General features: G+C 71.5%; 11 protein-coding genes. 9 read left to right on the plus strand and 2 right to left on the minus strand.

The window, feature by feature from the left end:
• Positions 1–123: 123 nt before the first annotated feature.
• The 3 genes from coaBC to ACIOHC_RS15860 all read left to right on the plus strand — a co-directional run bounded on the left by coaBC (position 124) and on the right by ACIOHC_RS15860 (position 5,063).
• Positions 124–1,326, plus strand: a complete 1,203-nt coding sequence (gene coaBC / locus ACIOHC_RS15850; protein ID WP_351083564.1) for a bifunctional phosphopantothenoylcysteine decarboxylase/phosphopantothenate--cysteine ligase CoaBC — start codon at positions 124–126, stop codon at positions 1,324–1,326.
• A gap of 242 nt (positions 1,327–1,568) precedes the next feature.
• Positions 1,569–2,792 carry a methionine adenosyltransferase gene (gene metK / locus ACIOHC_RS15855; RefSeq protein ID WP_351083562.1) on the plus strand — a complete coding sequence of 408 codons (1,224 nt, stop codon included), beginning with the start codon at positions 1,569–1,571 and terminating at the stop codon, positions 2,790–2,792.
• Between the two features lie 126 nt (positions 2,793–2,918).
• Positions 2,919–5,063: a primosomal protein N' gene (locus tag ACIOHC_RS15860; protein WP_365693234.1), complete on the plus strand. Its 2,145-nt coding sequence runs from the start codon at positions 2,919–2,921 to the stop codon at positions 5,061–5,063.
• 99 nt (positions 5,064–5,162) lie between these two features.
• Here the strand turns inward: ACIOHC_RS15860 and ACIOHC_RS15865 are convergent, their stop codons facing one another.
• Positions 5,163–5,711 carry a hypothetical protein gene (locus ACIOHC_RS15865; protein ID WP_351083558.1) on the minus strand — a complete coding sequence of 183 codons (549 nt, stop codon included), beginning with the start codon at positions 5,709–5,711 and terminating at the stop codon, positions 5,163–5,165.
• 230 nt (positions 5,712–5,941) lie between these two features.
• Between ACIOHC_RS15865 and fmt the strand changes: the two genes are divergently transcribed.
• From fmt to ACIOHC_RS15885, 4 genes are all read left to right on the plus strand, one after another.
• Positions 5,942–6,874 carry a methionyl-tRNA formyltransferase gene (gene fmt / locus ACIOHC_RS15870; RefSeq protein WP_351083557.1) on the plus strand — a complete coding sequence of 311 codons (933 nt, stop codon included), beginning with the start codon at positions 5,942–5,944 and terminating at the stop codon, positions 6,872–6,874.
• A gap of 166 nt (positions 6,875–7,040) precedes the next feature.
• Positions 7,041–8,474, plus strand: a complete 1,434-nt coding sequence (locus ACIOHC_RS15875; protein WP_351083555.1) for a transcription antitermination factor NusB — start codon at positions 7,041–7,043, stop codon at positions 8,472–8,474.
• Positions 8,475–8,655: 181 nt separating this feature from the next.
• Positions 8,656–9,339 (plus strand): ribulose-phosphate 3-epimerase, encoded by a 684-nt coding sequence (rpe, locus tag ACIOHC_RS15880; RefSeq protein WP_351083553.1) that lies wholly within the window; start codon positions 8,656–8,658, stop codon positions 9,337–9,339.
• A gap of 150 nt (positions 9,340–9,489) precedes the next feature.
• Positions 9,490–10,506 carry a sugar-binding domain-containing protein gene (locus ACIOHC_RS15885; RefSeq protein ID WP_351083586.1) on the plus strand — a complete coding sequence of 339 codons (1,017 nt, stop codon included), beginning with the start codon at positions 9,490–9,492 and terminating at the stop codon, positions 10,504–10,506.
• 101 nt (positions 10,507–10,607) lie between these two features.
• On the opposite strand, the gene ACIOHC_RS15890 is transcribed toward ACIOHC_RS15885, so the two are convergent.
• The gene (locus ACIOHC_RS15890; RefSeq protein ID WP_351083551.1) at positions 10,608–11,630 is read right to left on the minus strand and encodes a terpene cyclase; all 1,023 of its coding nucleotides are present in this window, start codon (positions 11,628–11,630) and stop codon (positions 10,608–10,610) included.
• Positions 11,631–11,934: 304 nt separating this feature from the next.
• Here ACIOHC_RS15890 and ACIOHC_RS15895 point away from each other — a divergent pair, with 304 nt between their 5' ends.
• Positions 11,935–13,401 carry a GuaB1 family IMP dehydrogenase-related protein gene (locus ACIOHC_RS15895; RefSeq protein WP_351083549.1) on the plus strand — a complete coding sequence of 489 codons (1,467 nt, stop codon included), beginning with the start codon at positions 11,935–11,937 and terminating at the stop codon, positions 13,399–13,401.
• Positions 13,402–13,598: 197 nt separating this feature from the next.
• A complete protein-coding gene (locus ACIOHC_RS15900) occupies positions 13,599–15,056 on the plus strand; it encodes an aldehyde dehydrogenase family protein (protein WP_351083547.1) in 1,458 nt (485 codons plus the stop codon).
• Positions 15,057–15,107 lie beyond the last annotated feature (51 nt).

Here is a 15,107-nt window from a genome sequence, read left to right on the forward strand (position 1 = left end):
CCACCTTCACCACAGGCCCGGCGGCCGCGACCGCCGGGCCTGTGGTGTGTCCGGGGCGACAGCAACGGACCGGGGGCGGTGAGGCAGCATGGGGGTGTTCGTATCCGAGTGCGGGGAGACGCAGTGGACAAGCCGAAGGTCGTTCTTGGGGTCAGCGGGGGCATCGCCGCGTACAAGGCGTGCGAACTGCTGCGCCGGCTGACCGAGTCCGGCCACGACGTGAGGGTCGTCCCGACCGAGTCGGCGCTGCACTTCGTGGGGGCGGCCACCTGGTCGGCGCTCTCCGGCCACCCGGTCGCCACGGAGGTCTGGAACGACGTCCACGAGGTGCCGCACGTCAGGACCGGCCAGAGTGCCGACCTGGTCGTCGTCGCCCCCGCCACCGCCGACATGCTCGCCAAGGCCGCCCACGGTCTCGCCGACGACCTGCTCACCAACACGCTCCTCACCGCTCGCTGTCCGGTCGTCTTCGCGCCCGCCATGCACACCGAGATGTGGGAACACCCGGCCACCCGAGAGAACGTGGCCACGCTGCGCCGCCGCGGCGCCGTCGTCATCGAGCCCGCCGTCGGCCGGCTCACCGGTGTCGACACCGGCAAGGGCAGGCTCCCCGACCCCGGGGAGATCTTCGAGGTCTGCCGCCGGGTGCTCACGCGCGGCCCCGCCGAACCCGATCTGACGGGCCGGCACGTCGTGATCAGCGCGGGCGGTACGCGAGAGCCCCTCGACCCGGTGCGTTACCTCGGCAACCGCTCCTCCGGCAAGCAGGGCTACGCACTGGCCCGCACCGCGGTCGCCCGCGGTGCCCGGGTCACGCTGATCGAGGCCAACACCGGCCTGCCCGATCCGGCCGGTGCCGACGTCCGGCACGCCGGGACCGCCGTACAGCTGCGCGAAGCCGTGCTGAAGGCCGCCGCGGACGCCGATGTGGTCGTGATGGCGGCGGCGGTCGCCGACTTCCGGCCCGCCGAGTACGCGCCGGGGAAGATCAAGAAGAAGGACGGCCAGGAGCCCGCGCCCATCACGCTCGTCCGGAACCCCGACATCCTCGCCGAGGTCGCCGGTGCGCGCGCCCGGCCGGACCAGATCGTCGTCGGTTTCGCCGCCGAGACCGACAACGTCCTCGCCAACGGCCGTGAGAAGCTCCGCCGCAAGGGCTGCGACCTCCTCGTCGTCAACGAGGTCGGTGAGCGCAGGACCTTCGGCTCCGAGGAGAACGAAGCGGTGGTGCTGGCGGCCGACGGCGGCGAGACCCCGGTGCCGTACGGCCCCAAGGAGGCGTTGGCCGACACGGTCTGGGATCTCGTGTCGTCACGGTGGGCGTGAATTTCTCGTTTCGCGCCTTCGAACGGGCCGAGTCCCTTGAAATATGGGGGTAAATGGCTTTCTCGGCAGGCGATTTTCGTACAGTCGCCGACCGTGCCAGAGGTCACAGAACTCCCAAAGGGCGAGACACGCTGTCCGCCGAACGAAAGCGACAGATAAACTGGTCCCGGACCGTGTCGGGCGCAGCTCCCGGCGGTCCGCCAAATGATCAGCCAGCAGCCGCTGCAACCCCAGGGAGCGATGTGTCCCGCCGTCTCTTCACCTCGGAGTCCGTCACCGAGGGTCACCCCGACAAGATCGCTGACCAGATCAGCGACACCATTCTCGACGCACTCCTCCGTGAGGACCCCCGGTCCCGCGTCGCGGTCGAGACCTTGATCACCACCGGTCTGGTGCACGTTGCGGGTGAGGTCACGACCAAGGCCTACGCCGACATTCCGACCCTCGTGCGCAACAAGGTTCTCGAAATCGGCTACGACTCCTCCAAGAAGGGCTTCGACGGCGCCTCCTGCGGTGTCTCGGTGTCCATCGGCGCGCAGTCGCCCGACATCGCGCAGGGCGTCGACACCGCGTACGAGAAGCGGGTCGAGGGTTCCGCCGCGGGCGAGGAAGACGACGAACTCGACAAGCAGGGCGCCGGTGACCAGGGCCTGATGTTCGGGTACGCCTGCGACGAGACGCCCGAGCTCATGCCGCTTCCGATCTACCTCGCGCACCGGCTCTCGCGCCGGCTCTCCGAAGTCCGCAAGAACGGGACCATCCCGTACCTGCGCCCGGACGGCAAGACGCAGGTCACCATCGAGTACGACGGCGACAAGGCCGTCCGTCTCGACACCGTCGTCGTCTCCTCGCAGCACGCCAGCGACATCGATCTCGATTCGCTGCTCGCGCCCGACATCCGTGAGTTCGTCGTCGAGCACGTGCTCGCGCAGCTCATCGAGGACGGCATCAAGCTGGACACCGAGGGATACCGGCTGCTGGTCAACCCGACCGGCCGTTTCGAGATCGGCGGCCCGATGGGCGACGCCGGTCTGACCGGCCGCAAGATCATCATCGATACCTACGGCGGCATGGCGCGCCACGGCGGTGGCGCCTTCTCGGGCAAGGACCCGTCCAAGGTCGACCGCTCGGCCGCGTACGCCATGCGCTGGGTCGCCAAGAACGTCGTCGCCGCGGGTCTCGCCGCCCGTTGCGAGGTCCAGGTCGCGTACGCCATCGGCAAGGCCGAGCCCGTCGGTCTGTTCGTCGAGACGTTCGGCACCGCCGCGATCGAGACCGAGAAGATCGAGCACGCCATCGGCGAGGTCTTCGACCTCCGTCCGGCCGCGATCATCCGCGACCTCGACCTGCTCCGTCCGATCTACGCCCAGACCGCGGCGTACGGCCACTTCGGCCGCGAGCTGCCCGACTTCACGTGGGAGCGCACGGACCGCGTGGACGCGCTGCGCACGGCGGCCGGGCTGTAGGTCCGCCGCCTTCCCTCCCGCGCCGGGGCCCGGACGCCGCACAGGGTGTCCGGGCCCCGGCGCGTGCGGCCGCCGGTGGGTACGACGCCCGCGCCACTGTCAGTGGTGTCTGGTAGGAATTTGGCTGTGAGCAGCGACAACGAGCGATCCGAGGACCCCGGGCACGGGGCCCCGGAGCAGCTTGCGCTGATTCGGGAGACGGTACGGCAGGCCAAGGTGCCGCGAGCCAAGCCGCGGACCTGGCGCGGCGCCGCGCTCGCCAAGGAGCTGCCCGTCGCCCGGGTGCTGGTCAACAAGGGCGCGCTCCATCTCGACCAGTACTTCGACTACGCCGTGCCCGAGGAGCTGGACGCCGACGCGCAGCCCGGAGTGCGGGTGCGGGTGCGATTCGGGGCCGGGGCGCGCCATGTCCGCGGCGGCCGGCGCGAGGGGGGCGGGCTGATCGACGGCTTCCTCGTCGAGCGGCTCGCCGAATCGGACTACACGGGAGCCCTCGCCGCGCTCGCATACGTCGTTTCGCCGGAACCGGTGCTGGGACCGGAGCTGCTCACCCTCGCACGGGCCGTTGCCGACCGCTACGCGGGCAGCCTCGCCGACGTGCTGCAACTGGCTGTGCCGCCCAGGAACGGCAGGGCCGAGTCCAAGCCCTCGCCCGCCCCCCTGCCACCGCCGCCCGCGCCCTCGGCGGGGAGCTGGGAGCGGTACGCGCAGGGGCCGGCGTTCCTGCGCGCGCTGGCCGACGGCGGTGCGCCCCGGGCGGTATGGACCGCGCTGCCCGGACCGCACTGGCCCGAGGAGATCGCCAGGGCCATGGCCGCGACGCTCGCCTCCGGGCGCGGCGCACTCGTCGTCGTGCCGGACGGCCGGGCCGCCGGGCGGGTGGATGCCGCGCTCACCGGACTGCTCGGCAAGGGGCAGCACGCACTGCTGACCGCCGACTCCGGACCGGAGAAGCGTTACCGGGAGTGGCTCGCCGTGCGGCGAGGCTCCGTGCGGGCCGTCGTCGGGACGAGGGCCGCGATGTTCGCGCCCGTCACCGATCTCGGCCTGGTCGCCGTCTGGGACGACGGGGACTCCAGCCACAGCGACGATCACGCACCCTTCCCGCACGTCCGCGAGGTGCTCGAACTACGTGCGGCGCACGGCCGGTGCGCATTCCTGCTCGGCGGCACGAGCTGCACCGTGGAGGCCGCCCAGCTGGTGGAGAGCGGCTGGGCGCTGCCGCTGCGCGCGGACCGGGAGCAGCTGCGGATCGCGGCGCCGCTGGTGAGGACGGTCGGCGACGGGGAGCTGGCGCGGGACGGGGCCGCGCGGGCGGCCCGTCTGCCCAGCCTGGCCTGGCAGACGGTACGGGACGGACTGCGCAGCGGTCCTGTCCTGATCCAGGTTCCGCGCCGCGGATACGCGCCGCGGCTGGCCTGTGAGCGCTGCCGGGAACCCGCTCGGTGCCGGCACTGCGCCGGACCGCTGGAGGCGCCGGACCAGCGGGATCTCGACTGCGCCTGGTGCGGGCGGCCCGAGACCGCCTGGCACTGTGTCGCCTGCGGGTCCGGTCGGCTGCGGGCCCGGATCGTCGGCGCCCGCCGGACCGCCGAGGAGTTGGGCCGCGCGTTCCCCGCCGTGCCGGTACGGACGTCGGGCCGGGACCACATCCTGGACTCGGTGCCGGAGGCGCCGGCGCTGGTGGTCAGCACGCCGGGCGCCGAACCCGTCGCCGAGGGCGGCTACGCGGCGGCGCTGCTGCTGGACGGCTGGGCGATGGTCGGGCGCCCCGATCTGAGGGCGGGCGAGGAGGCGCTGCGCCGCTGGACGGCCGCGGCCTCGCTGGTACGGGGACAGCCGGAGGGCGGCACGGTGGTGATCGTCGCCGAGCCGACGCTGCGGCCGGTGCAGGCCCTGGTGCGCTGGGACCCGGTCGGGCACGCCCGCCGCGAGCTGGCGGAGCGCGCCGAGCTCGGCTTTCCGCCGGTCTCCCGGATGGCCGCGGTGACGGGCTCGCCGGACGTGCTCGCCGCGTTTCTCACGACCGCGGAACTGCCGCCGGAGACCGAGGTGCTCGGCCCGGTCCCGGTGCCCGGAGCCGAATACGGCGGACCCCGCCGATCCGGCGACGCACCGCCGGGGGAGTCCTGGGAGCGGGCGCTGCTCAGGGTGCCTCCGGGGAGTGGGGCGGCGCTCGCGGCCGCGTTGAAGGCGGCGCAGGCTGCGCGGTTGTCCCGGGGCGGTGGTGAACAGGTCCGGATCAGGGTGGATCCGCCGGAGATCGGGTGACGGCGAGATGCTGCCGGGCGCGGATCGGCCGGAGGGGCCGGGCGTGGAGACGCGGCTGCCCCGCCGTGCGTCGGGCGCGGCGGGGCAGGAGTGGGGTGGTCAGCCGTTGCGTGGGCCGGGGAAGACCCCGGGGCGCAGGTCCTCGCGCAGTGACGGACGGTCCACCGACGGCTGCGGGGGCATGGTGCGTGCGGCGGGTACGACGGGCAGGCCGGCCGCGTTGGTGGGGCCCGGCGTGGCGGGCAGGGGGCGCGGCACCGCGGTCTCCGCGACGGCCTCCGCCGCCCCCGGCTGACGGGCGTTGCGGCGTGCGCCGTAGCGGCGGTGCACCGCCTGCTTGGTGACTCCGAGCGCGGAGCCCACCGCGTCCCAGGAGAAGCCCAGGGAGCGGTCGAAATCCACCGCCGCGGTGACCAGGGTCTCTACGCTGTCGCGCAGTTCCTGCGCCAGCCTGACAGTGGGGGCCGGGGCCCTGCCGTAGACGACGAAGCCCGTGGACGGGCCGGAGCGGCGCGGACGGTAGACGTTGCCCAGTTGGGCGGTGAGCGTGCGCAGCGCGTCCACCTGCCGCCGGACCCGCTCGATGTCCCGCACCAACAGGTGCAGGCTGGCCCGCGCTTGAGCGTCGTGGGTTGCGTGGTCGGCCATGAAGAAGCCTCTCGAACCGGCATTGAAAGGGATCGGGCCGCTCCGTGGCGGCTCGCTTCGGTCAATCTCTCTTGACCAACGCGGCAGCCGGGGATCTGGTCACGCTGGAGGGGCGCGTGCGCATGTCCAAGGGGCGCGCAGTGGTGCGTACGCCCCCCGGTCGCCCGGCCCATAGACTTGTGCGTTGCTCGTCACCCGTACGTTCCGGCCTGAGAGGCAGTCAGCCACCCATGAAGCTCGTCTTCGCAGGCACCCCCGAGGTAGCCGTACCCGCCCTGGACGCACTGATCGCCTCCGACCGGCACGAGGTCGCCGCCGTCGTCACCCGGCCCGACGCCCCCGCCGGGCGAGGCCGCCGACTGGTCGCCAGCCCCGTCGCCGAGCGCGCCGAGGAGGCAGGGATCGAGGTGCTCAAGCCCGCCCGGCCGCGCGACGAGGACTTCCTGGCGCGACTGCGGGAGATCGCCCCGGACTGCTGTCCCGTCGTCGCCTACGGGGCACTGCTGCCCAAGGCCACGCTCGACGTACCCGCTCACGGCTGGGTCAACCTCCACTTCTCCCTGCTGCCCGCCTGGCGCGGCGCGGCCCCCGTGCAGCACTCGATCATGGCCGGGGACGAGGTGACCGGTGCGTCGACCTTCCTGATCGAGGAGGGGCTCGACTCCGGCCCGGTGTACGGCGTCCTCACCGAAGAGGTACGGCCCACCGACACCAGCGGTGATCTGCTCACCCGGCTGGCGTTCGCCGGTGCCGGGCTGCTCGTCGCGACGATGGACGGGATCCAGGACGGCACGCTGCACGCCGTGCCGCAGCCCGTCGAGGGAGTCACCCTCGCACCGAAGATCACCGTCGAGGACGCTCAGGTGCAGTGGTCCGCCCCCGCCCTGCGGGTCGACCGCGTGGTGCGCGGCTGCACGCCCGCTCCCGGTGCGTGGACATTGTTCCGGGGGGAACGGCTGAAGCTGATCCAGGCGGTGCCGGTGCTGGACCGCGCGGATCTGGCGCCCGGAGAGCTGTCCGCCGCCAAGAACAACGTGTATGTGGGCACCGGGTCGCACGCCGTCGAGCTGCTCTGGGTGCAGCCGCAGGGCAAGAAGCCGATGCGGGCCGCCGACTGGGCCCGCGGGGTGAGGATCGTCCACGGCGAGCTGCTGGGGAGCTAGTGCCCCTCCGGGCGGACAGCGCCGGTCGCGGCACTGGTGCTGTGGCCGAGGAGGCCCGCCGGGACTCGCGAGCCGGTGGACCCTTTTGGCCACGGCACCGGGGAGCCGGGGCGGCGACGTAGGCTGGGAGGGTTCGCCCTCTCATCATCAGCGGAGCACCTTTCACGTGAACGACCAGCAGCGTCGCCGTCCCGCCAAGCCCCATCGCCGCCCCAAGAAGGACCCCGTCCGGTTCCTGGCCTTCGAAGCGCTCAGGGCCGTCGACGAACGTGACGCGTACGCCAACCTCGTACTGCCTCCGCTCCTGAAGAAGGCCCGCGCCGAGGGCGACTTCGACAACCGGGACGCGGCGCTGGCGACCGAGCTGGTCTACGGGACGCTGCGTCGGCAGGGGACGTACGACGCGATCGTCGCGGCCTGCATCGACCGGCCGCTGCGCGAGGTCGACCCGCCGGTCCTCGATGTGCTCAACATGGGGGTGCATCAGCTGCTCGGCACCCGTATCCCCACCCATGCCGCGGTCTCCGCCAGCGTGGAACTGGCCCGGGTGGTGCTCGGCGAAGGCCGGGCCAAGTTCGTCAACGCCGTCCTGCGCAAGGTCTCCGCGGACGACTTCGACGGCTGGGTCGCGCGCGTCGCCCCGGCGTACGACGAGGACCCCGAGGACCACCTCGCCGTCGTGCACTCGCATCCGCGGTGGGTCGTGTCCGCCCTCTGGGACGCGCTGGGCGGCGGTCGTGCCGGGATCGAGGACCTTCTCGAAGCGGACAACGAAAGGCCGGAGGTCACCCTGGTGGCCCGTCCCGGCCGTGCCGGCACCGACGAGCTGCTCAGCGCTCTCGGCGACGGGAACGGCCTGCCGGGCCGCTGGTCCCCCTACGCGGTACGGATGGCGGAGGGCGGTGAGCCCGGTGCCCTGACGGCCGTGCGGGAGGGCCGCGCCGGGGTCCAGGACGAGGGCAGCCAGCTGGTGGCCACCGCCCTCGCCGCCGCGCCGGTGGAGGGCAGCGACACCCGGTGGCTCGACGGGTGTGCCGGGCCCGGGGGGAAGGCAGCCCTTCTCGGCGCGCTCGCCGCCGAACGCGGCGCCGCCCTGCTCGCAGCCGAGAAGCAGCCGCACCGGGCCCGCCTCGTCGAGCGCGCGCTGGCCGGCAACCCCGGCCCGTACCAGGTGATCACCGCCGACGGCACCCGCCCGCCGTGGCAGCCGGGCACCTTCGACCGCATCCTGATGGATGTGCCGTGTTCGGGCCTCGGTGCGCTGCGCCGCCGTCCGGAGGCGCGGTGGCGTCGGCGCCCGGAGGATCTGGAGAGCTTCGCCCCGCTCCAGCGCGGCCTGCTGCGCGAGGCGATGAAGGCGGTACGGGTCGGCGGCGTCGTCGGTTACGCGACCTGTTCGCCGCATCTCGCGGAGACCCGGGTCGTCGTCGAGGACGTGCTCAAGGGGCGCGGCGGGCAGCCGGTCGAGGCGGAGTGGATCGACGCCCGCCCGCTGATGCCCGGAGTTCCCGCGCTCGGCGACGGTCCCGATGTCCAGCTCTGGCCGCACCTGCACGGAACGGACGCGATGTACCTGGCCCTGCTGCGGCGTACCGCCTGAATCGGACAGGGGACGGGGCGGGCCCGTCTGCGGGGCCCACCGCCCCCGAAGGGCGCTTCACGGGCTGAAAAGCCCGGATCGCCCGGCCGGACGGCCCGGATTTCACGAACTGTAATGATCCCGTGAGGCTTTGGCCCTCACCAGGGCGGGGAAGTGCCGCGGAACATGGCAGGCTTGGCACATGGCCCAGATCAATCCCAGCATCTTGTCCGCCGACTTCGCCCGCCTCGCCGAGGAGGCGAAGGCGGTCGAAGGTGCCGACTGGCTCCATGTCGACGTGATGGACAACCACTTCGTGCCCAATCTGACCCTCGGCGTACCGATCGTGGAATCGCTCAGCCGGGCCACGGACACCCCGCTGGACTGCCACCTGATGATCGAGGACCCGGACCGCTGGGCGCCTCAGTACGTCGAGGCGGGCGCCGGTTCCGTCACCTTCCACGTGGAGGCCGCCGCCGCCCCGGTACGGCTGGCGCGGGAGATCCGGGCCAAGGGCGCCCGCGCCTCCATGGCGCTCAAGCCCGCCACACCCATCGAGCCGTACGAGGACCTGCTTCCCGAGCTCGACATGCTGCTGATCATGACGGTGGAGCCGGGCTTCGGCGGCCAGGCGTTCCTGGACATCATGCTGCCGAAGATCCGCCGCACCCGTGAGCTGATCTCCAAGCACGGCCTCGAACTGTGGCTCCAGGTGGACGGTGGCGTCTCCGCGTCCACCATCGAGCGTTGCGCGGAGGCCGGCGCGGACGTGTTCGTCGCCGGCTCGGCGGTGTACGGGGCCGAGGACCCCGCCGAAGCGGTGCGCGCCCTGCGGGCCAAGGCCGACGGGGCCACCTCCTCGGCGGCCTGGGCGTGCCGTCACTGACGTCGGGACCGGCCCCGGCCCGAATGCGGGTCGGTCCGGCCAAGGGCAGATGAACGTGGTCCGACGGGACCGATCAGGGATCGCCGGATCTGACAGGATGAACGGCGTATCGAGAGTGTGAACAGCAGTGAGGAGATCGCGGTGTCTGCAATGTCGGCGGGACGGTCCGCCCTGCGGATGGGGCCCGCGGAGCTGGTGCAGGCGGCGGCCATGGCCCGCCGCTTCTACCTCGAAGGAAAGTCGAAGATCCAGATCGCCGAGGAGTTCGGCGTCAGCCGCTTCAAGGTGGCCCGGGTCCTGGAGACGGCTCTGGAACGCGACCTCGTACGGATCGAGATCCGCGTTCCCGCCGAGCTGGACGCCGAGCGGTCCGACGCTCTCCGGGCCCGCTACGGGCTGCGTCACGCGGTCGTCGTCGAATCTCCCGCGGAGGAGCAGGACGACGCTCCCGACCCGGAGAATCTGGGGGAGGTCGCGGCCGATCTCCTCGGCGAACTGGTGAACGAGGGCGATGTGCTCGGCCTCGCCTGGGGCCGGTCCACCATCCACATGGCGGCGGCGCTCGACCGGCTGCCCCCGTGCACGGTCGTGCAGCTCACCGGGGTGTACGACGCGGGGACGGCGGAGCGCGGCTCGGTCGAGGCGGTCCGGCGGGCCGCCCAGGTGGCGGGCGGCGAGGCCCACCCGATCTATGCGCCGATGCTGCTGCCCGACCCGGCCACGGCCGCCGCGCTGCGTCACCAGACCGGCATCGCCCGCGCCTTCGAGTACTTCGACAAGGTGACGGTCGCCGCGGTCTCCATCGGTTCCTGGGAGCCGGGCATCTCCACCGTCCACGACATGCTCACGGACGAGGAGCGGGCGCACTACGCCTCGCTCGGCGCCGCCGCGGAGATGTCCGCGCACCTCTTCGACAAGGAGGGGCGGCGGGTCGGCCGGGACCTGGGGGAGCGGTGCATCACGGTCGAGGCCGACCGGCTTCGCCGGATCCCGGAGGTGGTCGCGATCGCGGGCGGCCAGCGCAAGGCCGCGGCGATCGGGGCGGTGCTGCGGTCCGGTCTGGTCACCAGTCTGGTGACGGACACGGCGGCGGCCGACTACCTGCTGACCGAGTCGGCGGCGCCGCGGCGGCCCGCCCTGGAGCGCGCGGACCCGGACGGGGAGTGACCGGGCGGGCGGCGGCGGCCCGCACCGGGGCCGCCCGCCGACCGTCGCGGGGACCGGCCCGGACGGTCGGTGAGCTGTCCGGGCGGGGATCCTGCCCGGGGTCAGTCCCGGGCCGTGCCCAGGACCGTCGACTCCAGGTACTGCTCCGGCGCCGTGTACTGGCTCACATCGGCCGGGTTGTAGCGGGGCGTCTGCCGCGACCAGTCCAGATTGCCGCGCATCCAGCTCCGCATCCCGTCCAGGTACGGCGTGAGCATCCAGGAAAGCTGCGGGTACGCGGTCAGCAGCTCGGCCTCGGCGGTGAGGAACCGCTCGGTCTCCGTGGCGATCTCCGCGCAGACGTGTTCGAGCGCCTGCTGCTTGCCGTATCCCCGGTGGTGACGGACCAGATGGACGAGGTTGTGGATCTCGCCGAGCACCTGTTCCTTCTCGTACGAGTACACGTCGTTGGCCCAGCACACGACATTGCATGACGCTTCGAGCGCGGTGATGAACCGGGAGTCGTTGTGGATCGACTCGGGAGCCTCGATCCCGGCCACGATCTCTATCAGGTCCATGCAGACATGTATCGCGCCGGTGTGGCGGCGCTTGGCGATGTAGGTCTCCTCGGACGGCACCACGTCCGCCGCCCGGTTCCCGGCCTCCCAGGTGGTGGTCGTGGTCAGGTATGTGGTCAGGTGCCAGCCGAACCGGGTGCGCCAGTGCGCGGCCGCGGTCGGGATCGTCCGTTCCCACAGATCGACCAGGGCCACCACGGCGGCGGGAAGCTCCTCGTCCGGCGGGGTGCCCGTACCCTTGCCCTCGATCACGGAACACATCACCGCGACCACATCACGTACCCGCTCGGGACTGCGGCCGAGATGTCCGTCGTCGAGCTGGTCGTCGACGAGAAACAGCCACACGAACCAGTCGGCGACGAGGTCGAGATTCTTGCTGTCGGCGGTCGGGTAGACCATGCCGACGAACGCGCCGAAGTCCGCCTGCTCGAAGCGCTTCATGGCTGAATCACGGTGCACCAGACCGGTGTTGCGGATCCAGCTGTCGAGGTGGACTCGGGTGTGCCCGACGTGCGGATTCGTCCGCTGGGGGAACGGGCAGTAGATGTCCGGCAGTTCGCTCTCCACGGGTGGGTCGTGATCCTCTCCGGTCGTACGGGTGACGGAAGTTGTGACCTCTCCGCCTGTTCCTCCGGGGCGCAGTGGTGACCCACGGGACCTGCGGGTTTGAAGCTACCCGACCCTTTGTCGCCAGGTCCAGGGAAGATGATCGCGAATGATTCGCATGCCGTTCGGGTAGGGTCCGTGAGCAAGGCAGGTTCCACTTGCCCGGGACTCCCGCGGTTCCCTTGGAGGAACATACGAGCGCGGGGGTCGTTTGCTGTGTCTTCGTGGAAGCGACCTGCTCCGTTTCGTATGAAAAAATGAACTTATGCGTTTTCTTGAGCCCGGCACCGGTCGCTATACGGAGTCCCCCTCGGTCCCGTACGACCTCACATACGACGATGTCTTCATGGTTCCGGGCCGTTCGGCGGTCGGTTCTCGCCAGGGTGTCGATCTCTCCTCGCCCGACGGCACCGGCACCACCATTCCGCTCGTCGTCGCGAACATGACGGCCATCGCGGGCCGCCGGATGGCCGAAACCGTCGCCCGTCGCGGCGGGCTCGTCGTCATCCCCCAGGACATCCCGATCGAGGTCGTCACGGATGTCGTCTCCTGGGTGAAGGCGCGCCATCTGGTGCTGGACACGCCGATCGTGCTGACCCCGGGCCAGACGGTCGCCGACGCGCTGTCCCTGCTGCCCAAGCGCGCGCACGGCGCGGGCGTCGTCGTCGACGAGGACCGGCGCCCCGTCGGTGTCGTCACCGACCACGACCTGACCGGCGTCGACCGCTTCACCCAGCTCTCCGAGGTCATGTCCAGGGACCTGGTGCTGCTCGACGCGGACATCGACCCGCGCGACGCGTTCAACAAGCTCGACGGCGCCCACCGCAAGCTCGCCCCCGCGGTCGACGCGGACGGCCGGCTCGTCGGCATCCTCACCCGTAAGGCCGCACTGCGCGCCACTCTGTACACCCCCGCCACCGACGCCGACGGCACGCTGCGGATCGCCGCGGCCGTGGGGATCAACGGCGATGTCGCGGGCAAGGCCAAGCAGCTGCTCGACGCGGGTGTCGACACGCTCGTCGTGGACACCGCCCACGGCCACCAGGAGTCCATGATCAACGCGGTCAGGGCCGTCCGGGCGCTCGACCCGCAGGTGCCGATCGTCGCGGGGAACATCGTCGCCGCCGAGGGTGTGCGCGACCTCATCGAGGCCGGCGCGGACATCATCAAGGTGGGTGTCGGCCCCGGCGCCATGTGCACCACCCGGATGATGACCGGCGTGGGCCGTCCGCAGTTCTCCGCCGTCCTGGAGTGTGCCGCCGAGGCGAAGAAGTACGGCAAGCACGTCTGGGCCGACGGCGGCGTCCGTCACCCGCGCGATGTCGCGATGGCGCTCGCCGCGGGCGCGTCCAACGTGATGATCGGCTCCTGGTTCGCCGGTACGTACGAGTCGCCGGGCGACCTCCAGCAGTCCGCCGACGGCCGCTTCTACAAGGAGTCCTTCGGCATGGCCTCCGCGCGTGCGGTGAAGAACCGCACGTCGGACGAGTCGGCGTACGACCGCGCCCGCAAGGCGCTCTTCGAGGAGGGCATCTCCACCTCGCGGATGTTCCTCGACCCGGCCCGGCCCGGCGTCGAGGACCTGATCGACTCGATCATCGCGGGCGTCCGCTCCTCCTGCACCTACGCCGGGGCGGCCTCCCTGGAGGAGTTCGCCGAGAAGGCCGTCGTCGGGGTGCAGAGCGCCGCCGGTTACGCCGAGGGCAAGCCGCTGCACGCCAGCTGGAGCTGATCCCGCCCTCCCGCACCACCGTTGCCCCTCACGGCCGTTCGCGCCGTGGGGGGCGACGTCGTTCCCGGGTGTCCTCGCGGACACCGGAGATGTCCGATTCCAGCCCGCGGATCCCGTGGTGATCCGCTTCAACCCCATTGAAATGTAAGTAATATGAAGCGCAATCAGCTGTCCGCCTCTCTGCGGTAAGGGATCTCATGTCCTTCTTCACTGAACTGGCCCACCAGTACATCGATGGAGAGTGGAGGCCGGGCAAGGGATCCTGGGACATCATCGATTTCAATCCGTACAACGGGGAGAAGCTCGCCTCGATCACGGTCGCCACGGCCGAGGAGGTGGACCAGGCGTACCGGTCCGCCGAGGCCGCCCAGCGGGCATGGGGCGACACCAACCCGTACGCCCGCCGACAGGTGCTGGAGCGGGCGCTGCGCGTCGTCGAGGAGCGCGAGTCGGAGATCGGCGACGCGATCGTCGCGGAACTCGGCGGCACCCGGCTGAAGGCCGCCTTCGAGCTGCATCTCGTCAAGGAGTTCCTCCGGGAGTCGATCCAGCTCGCGCTGCGGCCCGCCGGGCAGATCCTGCCCTCGCCGACCGAGGGCAAGGAGAACCGTGTCTACCGGGTGCCCGTCGGTGTCGTGGGTGTCATCAGCCCCTTCAACTTCCCGTTCCTGCTGTCGCTGAAGTCGGTCGCCCCCGCGCTGGCGCTCGGCAACGCCGTGGTGCTCAAGCCGCACCAGAACACCCCGGTCTGCGGCGGCACGCTGGTGGCCAAGGTGTTCGAGGAGGCGGGGCTGCCGGCCGGGCTCCTGAACGTGGTGGTCACCGACATCGCCGAGATCGGTGACGCGCTGCTGGAACACCCCGTGCCGCAGGTCATCTCCTTCACCGGCTCGGACAAGGTGGGACGGCACGTCGCCACGGTGTGCGCGGCGCACCTCAAGCGTGCCGTGCTCGAACTCGGCGGCAACAGCGCGCTCATCGTCCTCGACGACGCCGATCTGGACTACGCCGTGGACGCGGCCGTCTTCAGCCGTTACGTGCACCAGGGCCAGGTCTGCATGGCCGCGAACCGCATCCTGGTCGACCGGGCGGTGGAGAAGGAGTTCACCGAGAAGTTCGTCGCCAAGGTCGCGTCGCTGCCGGTCGGTGACCCGGCCGACCCGCGGACCGTGATCGGCCCGCTGATCAACTCCTCGCAGGCCGAGGCCATTTCCTCGCTCGTCGACCAGACGGTGGAGGCCGGGGCGACGGCCCTGCTGCACGGCCGGGCGGACGGCAATCTGGTGAGCCCGTCCGTCCTCACCGGTCTGGCCGCCGATTCCCCCGTCCTGTCCCAGGAGATCTTCGGGCCGGTCGCGCTCCTCGTGCCGTTCGACGGAGAGGACGAGGCGGTCCGGATCGCCAACGACACCCCGTACGGTCTGAGCGGGGCGGTGCACACGGGTGACATCGAGCGCGGTGTACGGATCGGCAGGCGCATCCACACCGGCATGATCCACATCAACGACGGCACGGTCCACGACGAGCCCATCGTCCCGTTCGGCGGCGAGAAGAGCTCCGGCCTGGGCCGGCTGAACGGCGAGTCGATGGTCGAGGCCTTCACCACCCAGAAGTGGATCTCGGTCCAGCACGGCCGCTCGCAGTTCCCGTTCTGACCGGTCACCGGATGCGGTGAGCGCGCCCGGCGGGGCGGGGCCGTGGTCTAC

The sequence above is a fragment of the Streptomyces sp. NPDC088252 genome (genome assembly GCF_044740965.1).
Lineage (GTDB): Bacteria > Actinomycetota > Actinomycetes > Streptomycetales > Streptomycetaceae > Streptomyces.